The 11,279-nt window shown below is 48.9% G+C and carries 6 protein-coding genes and 1 pseudogene; 4 read left to right on the top strand and 3 right to left on the bottom strand.

The genetic code is table 11. The features are described 5' to 3' along the window. The 4 genes and pseudogenes from VIM87_RS11690 to VIM87_RS11675 form a co-directional block, all read left to right on the top strand. Positions 1 to 831 (top strand): annotated as a pseudogene (locus VIM87_RS11690) (SusC/RagA family TonB-linked outer membrane protein); the annotation flags it as partial. A 9-nt stretch (positions 832 to 840) separates the two neighbouring features. After that, positions 841 to 2,457, top strand: coding sequence for a SusD/RagB family nutrient-binding outer membrane lipoprotein (locus VIM87_RS11685; protein WP_331997169.1), 1,617 nt, complete (start codon positions 841 to 843; stop codon positions 2,455 to 2,457). A gap of 126 nt (positions 2,458 to 2,583) precedes the next feature. Continuing rightward, a complete protein-coding gene (locus VIM87_RS11680; RefSeq protein WP_331997168.1) occupies positions 2,584 to 5,874 on the top strand; it encodes a VCBS repeat-containing protein in 3,291 nt (1,096 codons plus the stop codon). Between the two features lie 2 nt (positions 5,875 to 5,876). After that, positions 5,877 to 7,199: a vanadium-dependent haloperoxidase gene (locus tag VIM87_RS11675; RefSeq protein WP_331997167.1), complete on the top strand. Its 1,323-nt coding sequence runs from the start codon at positions 5,877 to 5,879 to the stop codon at positions 7,197 to 7,199. Positions 7,200 to 7,311: 112 nt separating this feature from the next. Here VIM87_RS11675 and preA read toward each other — a convergent pair whose 3' ends face one another. The 3 genes from preA to VIM87_RS11660 all read right to left on the bottom strand — a co-directional run bounded on the left by preA (position 7,312) and on the right by VIM87_RS11660 (position 10,961). Beyond that, on the bottom strand, positions 7,312 to 8,580 hold the full coding sequence (gene preA, locus VIM87_RS11670; RefSeq protein ID WP_331997166.1) for an NAD-dependent dihydropyrimidine dehydrogenase subunit PreA: 1,269 nt from the start codon (positions 8,578 to 8,580) through the stop codon (positions 7,312 to 7,314). A gap of 142 nt (positions 8,581 to 8,722) precedes the next feature. Beyond that, complete coding sequence (locus VIM87_RS11665) at positions 8,723 to 10,063, bottom strand: NAD(P)-dependent oxidoreductase (RefSeq protein ID WP_331997165.1); 1,341 nt, start codon at positions 10,061 to 10,063, stop codon at positions 8,723 to 8,725. Positions 10,064 to 10,094: 31 nt separating this feature from the next. Beyond that, complete coding sequence (locus tag VIM87_RS11660) at positions 10,095 to 10,961, bottom strand: nitrilase-related carbon-nitrogen hydrolase (protein WP_331997164.1); 867 nt, start codon at positions 10,959 to 10,961, stop codon at positions 10,095 to 10,097. Positions 10,962 to 11,279: the final 318 nt, after the last annotated feature.

The raw sequence follows: 11,279 nt of genomic DNA, 5'->3' as shown, positions 1-11,279 counted from the left end.
ACCCAGAACAAGGGCCTGGAAGTGTTGGTGACCGGCACGCCTGTTAAGAGCAGGAATTTCAGCTGGAATACCTCATTCAACTTAACTTCTGTACACAATAAGATCCTGAAAACGGATGCAGCAGGTAACCCGGTTTCGCTGGGTACCAACCGCTTCAACCATGGCAATGCCAATACCGTGTTCGTACAGGGAATGGCTGGTCCGCAGATCCAGGTATATGATTACAAGTATGATGCAAAAGGCGATATCGTAGTAGATGCCTCCGGGTTACCTTTAGCCGGCAACCAGGTATACAGGGGCAGCGTATTGCCTACTTTATATGGTGGCCTGAACAACGAGTTTAACTTCAAAGGGGTGAGCCTTGCCTTCCTGATCGATTACAATTATGGCAATAAGGTGCTTTCTTCTTCCGCTGCTGAAAGCGTTTACCGCGGTTTGAACAAGTCTACCCTGGTGAACAGGGAAAGCGGTTTTACCGTAGGTGTACGTGAAGATGGTACGCAGAATACTAAAAACGCATCTGCACAGGATTATTACCAGGCGGTAGCTCAAAGGATCACTGCAATAAGTGTACTGGACGGTGATTACATTAAGCTGCGCCAGCTTACACTGGGTTATACTCTTCCTGAAAAAGTGTTAGCCGGCGTGCCGCTGATCCGTACCGTACAGGTTTCTTTAGTAGGCCGCAACCTGTGGACAATAATGAAACGCAGTGATAATATTGATCCTGAATCAGGTTTTTCCACTGTGGTGAGATATGCTGGCATTGAAGGTACCGGTTTACCTTCCACCAGGACATACGGTGTAAACGTTAATATCAAATTCAAATAAGCAAGGAACATGAAAAAACTACTGATATATATTGGTATCGCTTCTGCACTGCTACAGGCGGGATGTACCAAGAATTTTGAGGAGATCAATACCGATCCTACGCAGACGGGTGCTGATAATTATGATCCAAATTATCTTTTGACCAGCGCCCAGTACATGTTTTCTTCACAGGGGTATAACATTTCCCTGTTCACCAGCATGTGGGCGCAAACCATGGCATCCACCTCATCGCTGAGCTCCAACTACCTTTCCAATGCTGATAAATATGTACCATCCAGCGGTACGCCCGATTACCAGGCGCGTCTCTGGAACAACAATTACGGCCAAAGCGATCAGTTCTGGACAGGAGCCGGCAGCCTGGTATATGAAGCTGCAAATTTAACGGCTGATGATGCATCAAAGAGCAACCTGAACGCCATCTGCAAGATTCTGAAAGTGTTGTTCCTGCAGCAAGTAACGGATGTGTATGGCGATATTCCTTATTCCCAGGCATTACAGGGTAAGGCCGGCGTTAATCAACCAGTGTATGATAAACAACAGGATGTTTATAACAGCATGCTCAAAGACCTGGAAGCTGCCATTGGCCAGCTGAGTGCATCCGGTGGAGCTGTGAGCGGCGACCTGTATTATAAAGGAGATGTTACCAAGTGGAAAAAATTCGGCTACTCATTAATGTTACGCCTGGCTATGCGCTTAACAAAGGTAGATGCAGCCACTGCCAAAACATGGGCAGAGAAAGCAGTTACCGGCGGCACCTTTGCCGGCGTTGCGGATGATGCTTTTATAGCTACCCAGAACAGCACCGGGCACGATAATGCCCAGGCCAGGGTATATAATACGGATATTTACCAGACCCGCTGGAGCAAAACATTTATTGATTATCTCAGGGCTAACAATGATCCCCGCCTGGGTGTAATTGCAGAAGTACCTGCTGATGGCCTGGCAGCTAACCAAACTGCCAGCCCCGGGGTAACAACTGCTGCTGTGCAATTAGGCTTGCCTAACGGATATGATCTGAACGGCGGCCCAACAGATGTTACGCATGCACCGGGCTACCCCGGCGGTACCGGTACAGGCGCGAACGCTACGCCTATCGGCAAATATTCCCGTCCCCGTACTTCCCTGTATGCTAACAGGAGCGGTAATATTTTTGTGCTCACCTATGCTGAAACAGAGCTGATGCTGGCAGAAGCTGCTGCAAGAGGATGGAGCGTAGGTGGTACAGCCCTTGTACACTACCGCAATGGTGTATCTGCAGCCCTGCAGTCCCTGGCAGTACTGGGTGCAGATGGCGCCATCAGCGCAGCCACTGCTGATGCATATGCACTGGCGCATCCGCTGAATATAACTTCCCTGGATGCATCCCTGAAACAGATCAATGAGCAATACTGGGCTACTACCGGCGCTTTCTTCCTGTATGTGGAAACATGGATCAACTGGAAAAGATCCGGCTACCCTGTGCTTACTCCTGTAAACTACCAGGGTAATTTCTCCAATGGCACCATACCCAGAAGACAGCCTTATCCACCGATCGAAGCTACGCTGAACAAGGCTAACTACAACGATGCGGTGAGCAGGATAGGAACCGGTGACAACTGGACCTCACGCGTATGGTGGGACAAATAATAACCTGTTTTAAATGTTGATGTAAGAGCAATAAATGTAGAGTAGATGCAGCGGGTAGGTCCGCTGCATCTGCTTTTGTAACCCGGCCTGCTGTGTTGCTGAAGCGGTTGAAAAATATAATGCATCATGCAAAATTCCACTTCCCTGATCATTACTACGGTATTACTAAGCTGTTTGCCCATAGCTGTAAAGGCGCAGCAGCCTCTCTTTGAGCTGTTACCGCCTAAAACCACTAATATCCGTTTCAGTAATGATATCAATGAAACCGAACACCTGAATGTATTAGCATACGAATATTTCTATAATGGCGGTGGCATAGCCGTAGGCGATATTAATAACGACGGCCTGGACGACCTGTTCTTCACCGCCAATATGGGCCCTAATAAACTATACCTGAACCAGGGCGGCCTGAAATTTAAAGATATTACCAGGGACGCATCCAAAGAGCTGGAAGGCCGCGGCGGCGCCTGGAAAACCGGCGTTACCATGGCCGATGTAAATGGCGATGGCCTGCTGGATATTTATGTTTGTTACTCCGGCAAAACTACTTTTGACCAGCGCCGCAACCAGCTGTTCATTAACCAGGGCAACCTGAAATTTAAAGAAAGCGCTAAAGAATATGGGCTGGATGATCCGGGATACAGCACCACCGCCGTATTCTTTGATTATGATAATGATGGCGACCTGGATATGTTCCTCCTGAACCATAACGTGATCAAGATCGATAATATGGAGCTGGCCAAACGCCGCGGTGAAACGGATTCCCTGGCGGGCAATAAGCTCTACGAAAATAAAGACAATCACTTTACAGACGTTTCCAAAAAAGCAGGCATCATACAAAACCCGCTGACTTTTGGTTTAGGCGTAGCCGTAGCTGATATTAACCAGGACGGCTGGCCCGATGTATATGTGACCAACGATTATAATGAACCCGATCACCTGTACCTGAACAACCAGGATGGTACTTTCCGGGAAGATACACAGAACTGTTTCCGGCATCTTTCCCAGTTCTCCATGGGTGTAGATATTGCAGATTATAACAACGATGGCCTGCCGGATGTATTGACGCTGGATATGCTGCCGGAAGATAACCGCCGCCAGAAATTATTACAGCTGCAGGAAAATTATGAATCCTTTGAGCTGATGCTATCGCAGGGCCTGTACAAACAGTACATGCGCAACATGCTGCAGCTGAATAATGGCGATGGCACCTTTAGTGAGATAGGACAGCTTGCAGGGATCTCCAATACAGACTGGAGCTGGTGCCCGCTGCTGGCCGACCTGGATAATGACGGGTATAAAGACCTGTTTGTTACCAACGGTTATTTAAGGGACTATACCAACAAAGATTTTTTAAAATACTGGGGCGATTATAAAGTGAAAAAAGCAGTGGACCGTGAGCCGGTAATGCTCATGGACCTGGTAACATCTATGCCTTCCACCACTTTGATGAACTACGTTTTCAGGAATGAGCATGACCTTACTTTCTCCAACAAACAAAAGGACTGGGGCTTTACCAAAACCGGCATTTCCAGCGCAGCAGTATATGCCGACCTGGATAATGATGGTGACCTGGACCTGGTGATCAATAATATTAATGAACCGGCAGCCGTGTATAAGAACCTGAGCCGGGAACAAAATAAAGGCAACTACCTGGGCATAAAGCTGCAGGCCAAAACCGGCAATACAGCAGCTATTGGCGCTAAGGTAACAGTATATGCCAATGGCGGCCTGCAGTATGAGGAAGTGAATCCCGGCAGGGGATACCTTTCTGCCCTGCCAGCCCATCTCCATTTTGGATTGGGTAATGCACAGCAGGCAGATTCTGTACGTATTACCTGGCCGGACCATACCACGCAGCTGCTGACCAATGTAGCTGCTAACCAGCAGCTGGCAGTAGCCTATGCGGGTGTAACAGCGCCGGTACTGCAAAAGGATGCCGCAGCTAAAACACTCTTCAGCAGAACAAAAGGCATTATTGGTTATAAACATGAGGATGACCAGGTGAATGACTTTAAGCGGCAGCCGCTGATGCTGTTCATGTATTCCAGCGCAGGGCCCGTGCTGGCAAAGGGAGATGTGAATAACGACGGCCGGGAGGACCTGTACATCAGCAGTGATAAGAACCAGCCCGGAAGGCTGTTCGTACAGCAGTCCAGTGGCGCATACAGCATCAGCAATGAAACTGTGCTGGATGCGGAAGATGGCCCGGTAACAGCCGATGCGCTGTTCTTTGATGCCAATGGCGATGGGTTTAATGACCTGTACCTGGCCAAAGGCGGGTATGCTTTATTTGAGCCCCATACGCCCGCCCTGCAGGATGTTTTGTACCTGAATGATGGCAAGGGCAAGCTGGTGCTGTCCAAAGATGCTTTACCGGATGTGAGCGCCAACAGCAAATCGTGTGTGCGTGCCTGTGATTTTGATAATGATGGTGATATGGACCTGTTCATAGGGGGGCGCGTAATACCCGGCCAATATCCCGTACCGCCGGCCTCCTGGCTGCTGGTGAATGATGGTAAAGGGAAATTTACCGCCGCTGCCGTGCCTTTTGCCAACATTGGTATGGTAACGGATGCACAGTGGACCGATGTAAATAAAGACGGCCGTAAAGACCTGCTGCTCTGCGGGGAGTTTATGCCGGTAACCTTATTCCTGAACACTGCCGGAGGTTTTATAAATAAAACCAGCGAATATTTTGAGCAGATGCCCAAAGGCTGCTGGTTCAGCATGGCATTGGCAGATGTGGATGGCGACGGGCAGGAAGATATTATTGCCGGCAACCTGGGACTGAACACACAGGTGCATACTTCTGAAAAAGAGCCGGCAGAGCTGTACTACGCAGACTTTGACGGCAACGGCTCCATTGATCCTTTCTTTAACTGTTATATTAAAGGGGTAAGCTATCCTTTTGTGAGCCGGGATGAGCTGAATGACCAGATCTATCCCATGCGCCGCAAATTCAGCTCCTATAAGAATTATGCGGATGCTACCATGAAGGAGATTTTCAGCGCAGACGAATTGTCCAAATCCGGTAAGCTAACTATAACGGATTGCCGTACACAATGCTTCCTGCATAAGAACGGCAAATTTGTACCTGCCCCATTGCCTTTACAGGCGCAGTTTTCCGTAGTTACCAAAATTATGACCGGCGACTTTGATCACGATGGTAAAACAGACCTGCTGTTATTAGGCAACCACAGTGATAACCGTTTAAAAATAGGCAGCATGGATGCCAGCTATGGCTGTTTGCTGCAGGGCGATGGCAAGGGACAATTTAAATACATGCAGCCGGCTGTTTCCGGCTTATCCGTGGCCGGTGATGTAAAATCTGCCACAGAAATAACCATCAAGGCAGAAAAGTATATGGTGATAGGTGTAAATAACGTAGGCGTTTTACTATACAAAGAACAATAGTTATGGGAAAATGGATAATTGTTTGTTTGTTTTTTTGCCAGCTGGGCTATGCCCAGCGGCCCGCAGCAGATCTTAGCAACCAGGTACAACCCGCTGTTTGGGATATTACCATGGTAATGCTGCATGATGTGGTGAACCCGCCGGCAGCCGCCCGGTATTATGCTTACTGCACTGCAGCTGCATATGAAATAGTGGCGCAGCATAATAGCAGCATGCCCAAAGCAGCCGGGTTTATCAGATCATACCCTGTTATTACCATTAGCGGCGCTAAGGATGATTATAACTATGAGGCCGCCGCCGTATATGCCATACTGGAAGCCGGGCGGCTAATGCTGCCTTCCGGTTTTATGCTGGAAGCGCAGCAGGCAAAGCTGCTGGCCACTTTTAAAAAGCAAAAGCTTTCGCAAAAAGTAATTGACCGCTCAGTAGCTGTAGCTAAGGAAGTAGTACCGCAGATCATTAACTGGTCAAAAAAAGATCACTACAACCAGCTGAGCGCACGGGTACGTTATACACCTGTAAAGGGAGAAGGCTACTGGTATCCTACGCCGCCGGCTTATATTGAAGCGGTGGAGCCGCACTGGAAAACCATCCGCCCCATGGTAATAGATACCTGTAATGCCTTTGCACCGGCGCCGCCGGTACCTTTCAGCAAAGATAGCGGCAGCGCTTTTTATAACCTGAGCAAAGAAGTGTATGAGGCAGGCATTCATCCCAAACAGGAAGAGCTGGTGATTGCGGCTTTCTGGGATTGTAATCCCTTTGCGGTATCCACCGCGGGGCATATGGCTGTTGGATTTAAAAAAATAACACCGGGCGGGCACTGGATGAATATTGCAGGTATTGCCGCAAAGAAGGCAAAGCTGGATTTTGATAGAACCCTGCTGCTGCATACCATTACAGCCATTACGGAAATGGATGCCTTTATCAGCTGCTGGGATGAAAAATTCCGCAGCAACCGCATACGGCCTGAAACGTATATTAACCGCTATATTGATGTGAACTGGAAACCGTTGCTGCAAACACCACCCTTCCCGGAATATACCAGCGGTCATAGCGTAATGTCAACCGCCACTGCGCAGGTGCTTACCTACCTGATGGGCGATCAATTCTCCTTTACAGATAATTCAGAAGAAATGTTCGAGATCCGTGCGCGCAGCTTTACGTCCTTTCTGCAGGCTGCTGCGGAAGCAGCCATTTCACGGCTGTATGGCGGTATCCATTTCCGTGATTCTATTGAGAACGGCGCAACGCAAGGGAAGAATATTGGCGATAACATTATAGAGAAATTAAAAGCAGCTGGTGTGCAACCCGTGCATTCATGATTATGGCACGGTATATGTGAGTTTATGTACAACTTTGTTACTTACTAACCCATTATAAACATCACTCCTCCACTTTAACCGGTGGCAGGAGTGATTGCTTTTCAGGACCTGCTCAATGATCGTTCAAGGGTAATCCTTTCCGCTGATACTCCGTCCAGTTAAGGTATTCCGGGCCTTTGCGATGTTCATCCATGGTAATGCAATCTTCAACCGGGCAAACCAGCTTGCATAAATTACAGCCTACACATTCCTCCGTTTTTACCGTGTAGGTATTATACGGTTTTCCATATTCCAGGTGTATGGACTGGTGCGAGGTATCCTCACAGGCAATGTAACATAAGCCGCAATGCACACATTTATCCTGGTGAATGTTGGCAATAATGTGATAGTTAATATCCAGCGCTTCCCATTTGGTGATGCGGTTTACAGACTGCCCGATGAAATCATAGATCGTAGCAAAACCTTTTTCATCCATCCAGTTGCTGAGCCCTTCACACAGGTCTTCAATAATACGGAAGCCGTGTTTCATTACTGCCGTGCATACCTGCACATTGGAGGCGCCCAGCAGCATAAACTCCACTGCATCTTTCCAGGTGCTGATGCCGCCTATGCCGGACACGGGCACACGGGAAGTGACAGCATCCTGGCTAATGGTGGTAAGCATTTTTAGGGCGATGGGTTTTACCGCCGGGCCGCAATACCCGCCAAAAGCCGACTGCCCGCCAACATTCGGGTTAGGGATCAGTGTATCCAGGTCAATACCGGTAACGGATTGAATGGTGTTAATGAGCGACAGCGCATTAGTGCCTGCCTGCACCACCGCCTTGCCGGTAGGTACTACGGAATGCACATTGGGCGTAAGCTTGGTAATAACTGGTATCGTGGCTTTTTCCATTACCCACTCCACTACCATGCGCGCAATTTCAGGGTCCTGGCCAACCGCTGAACCCATGCCTCTTTCATTCATACCATGCGGGCAGCCAAAGTTCAGCTCTATACCATGCGCGCCGGTATCTTCTACCTTAGCGATCATTTCATGCCAGCTGCTGCGGTCATTGTCTGCCATCAGGGATACGATCATGGCGCGGTCGGGGAACAGCTTTACACATTCCCTGATCTCCTGCAGGTTCAGCTCCAGTGGCCGGTCGCTGATCAGCTCTATATTATTAAAGCCCATTACGCGGCTGCCATGATAGTCTACTGCAGAGTAGCGGCTGGATACATTTTTCACCTGCGATCCCAGTGTTTTCCATACAATACCGCCCCAGCCGGCTTCCAGTGCACGCAGCACATTATACTTTTTATCGGTAGGCGGCGCGCTGGCCAGCCAGAAGGGGTTGGGGGATTTTATGCCCAGGAAGTTTGCGGATATATCAGCCATGTTTGAAAGGTTATAGTTCAAAGAAAGTTAAGATAGTTGGCAGTTGACAGTGGGCAGTTGGCAGTCCGGAGGATGTAAACCCGCTATAAGTATCACTACAGATTATCTGGTAAAATTCACCCGGACTGCCAACTGCCAACTGCTAACTGCCAACTAAATACTCCAATATCGCAGCCGCGCCCTCCTTCCCTGCCTGCACTGCGTCAACCACTTCTTTACCGCCGTTCACACAATCGCCGCCGGCAAATACGCCGGGCAGGTTGGTAGCGTTGCGGTTAATGATGATCTTTCCCTGCTGATGTTGTATTTGCTCGCTGGCAATAAGCGCCTCAAAAGGTACCTGCCCTGCTGCTTTAATGATCATGTCCACTTCCAGTGTAAAGGTTTTACCGGTGTCTACCGGTGCGCGGCGGCCGCTGGCATCCGGTGCGCTTAGCTGCATAATGCTGCAGATAAGCTGCTGCACTTTCCCATCCTGTCCCTTCACTTCTTTGGGGGCGGCCAGCCATTGCAGGTTACAGCCATCCAGCTTCGCAATTTCCAGCTCAGCTTCCGTGCAGGGCATTTCTTCCTGTGTTCTGCGGTATACAATGGTCACCTCTTTTGCGCCTAAACGTTTGGCTTGTGTAGCGGCATCAATGGCCGTCATGCCCAAACCTATTACAGCTACCTTATCGCCTACCGGTACGGCGGGGTAACCTTTACTGCGCAGCTCATAAATAAATTGAATGGCATCTACGACGCCATCCAGCGTTTCGCCGGGTATATCCAGCTGACGCGCCACGCCTACGCCAATACCCAGGTACACGGCATCGTAATCCCTTTGCAGCTCAGAAAGGGTAAGGTTTTTCCCTAACTCTTTGTTGTACTGAATGTGAATGCCGCCTAAGGAGGTAATGTAGTTCACCTCATCTTCACAGAACTGCGGCGTTACTTTGTAAGCTGCAATGCCGTAGGTCATTAAGCCGCCGCCTTTACTTTCCTTCTCAAAAATGGTTACATCAATACCTTCCCGGGACAGCACATGCGCGCAGCTTAAACCGGCAGGGCCGGCGCCTACAACAGCTACTTTTTTACCGGTGGCAGGCTTACGCTCAAACAGGCGCCACTGGCCATTGATAGCCTTTTCTGTTGAATGTCTTTGCAGCTTGGCAATAGCAATGGGTTTTTCGTGCATCAGGTTATATACACAGGAACCCTCGCACAGCTTTTCTACGGGGCATACCTTACTGCAGCCACCGCCCATAATGTTGGCGCTGAAAATGGTGTGGGCCGATCCTTTGATGTTATCCGTAGCTATCTGCTTAATGAATTTGGGGATATTAATACTGGTGGGGCAGCTTTTAATACAGGGCGCATCATAACAGAACAGGCAGCGGTTAGCCTCTACCAGCGCAGCTTCCCGGCTTTCAAAAGGAGGGTGTATGTCGCTAAAGTTCTGGTTGTACTGTTCAGCGCTCAGGCGGTTGTTCACAATGGCCATAGCAATGTATTAATGTCAGGGAATAACAGGTTTAGAGCTCGGTGAGCTTGCCGTAAGTTTCCGGGCGCCGGTCGCGGAAGAACTGCCATACACTTCTTACTTCCTCTATTTTATCCAGGTCAAACTCAGCTATCAGTAATTCATCTTTATCTTCTGATGCAGTGGCGAATATCTGTCCGCGCGGATCTACAAAATAAGAGCTGCCATAAAACTTACCCAGGTTCCAGGGCTGTTCCGTACCTACACGGTTAATGCAGCCCATGAAATATCCGTTGGCGGCCGCATGCGCCGGCTGCTCCAGCTTCCATAAATATTGGGAAAGGCCGGCTACCGTAGCAGAAGGATTGTAAACTATTTCTGCGCCGTTCAATCCCAGGCAACGGGCGCCATCCGGGAAATGCCGGTCGTAACAGATGTACACGCCTACTTTTGCATAACGTGTTTGAAACACCGGGTAGCCCAGGTTGCCGGGTTTAAAGAAAAACTTTTCCCAGAAACCGGAGGTATGCGGAATATGATTTTTGCGGTACTTGCCCAGGTAAGTACCATCGGCATCGATCACTGCAGCTGTATTGTACAATACGCCGGCCTGCTCTTTTTCATACACCGGTACAATGATCACCATGTTATACTTTTTAGCATAAGCAGCCATGCGCTCTGTAGTAGGGCCGGGCACTGTTTCTGCCGATGCATACCAGCGTGCATCCTGCCCGGGGCAGAAGTAAGGTGTGCTGAATATTTCCTGCAGGCATAGGATCTGTACTCCTTTTTGTCCTGCTTCGTCTATCAGCGGCAAATGTTTCCGGATCATGGCTTCCTTGATCTCCTCAATGCTGCCTTCACCTTCTGTTTTAGGCAGGCTCATTTGAATAAGGCCGGATTTAATGATTCTTGGCATAATTGTGATTTTGGTTTAGTCCATGGTCGATGGTCCATAGTCCATAGCCTTGAACGTATATTGTGTATTTCGAGTAAATGACATTCATTATACCTGCATTATCCGCACTACATTTCTTACAGGTCTGTGCCATGGACCATCGGCTATGGACCATGGACTATATTTTTCCACTCACCTTTCCGCGTTTTACAAATTGTCCGTAACCCTTGTCCAGCAAACATTCGCCATTGTTAATGGCTACCTTCCCCCGCAGCAGCACTGTTTTTATTTTACCGGTCAGCTCCCAGCCTTCATAGGCCGAATAGTCTACGTTCATAT

Source organism: Chitinophaga sp. (assembly GCF_036569125.1).
Classification (GTDB): Bacteria; Bacteroidota; Bacteroidia; order Chitinophagales; family Chitinophagaceae; genus Chitinophaga.
Note: the sequence above shows the minus strand (reverse complement) of the source record. Positions and strands in the feature narration are given on the sequence as shown.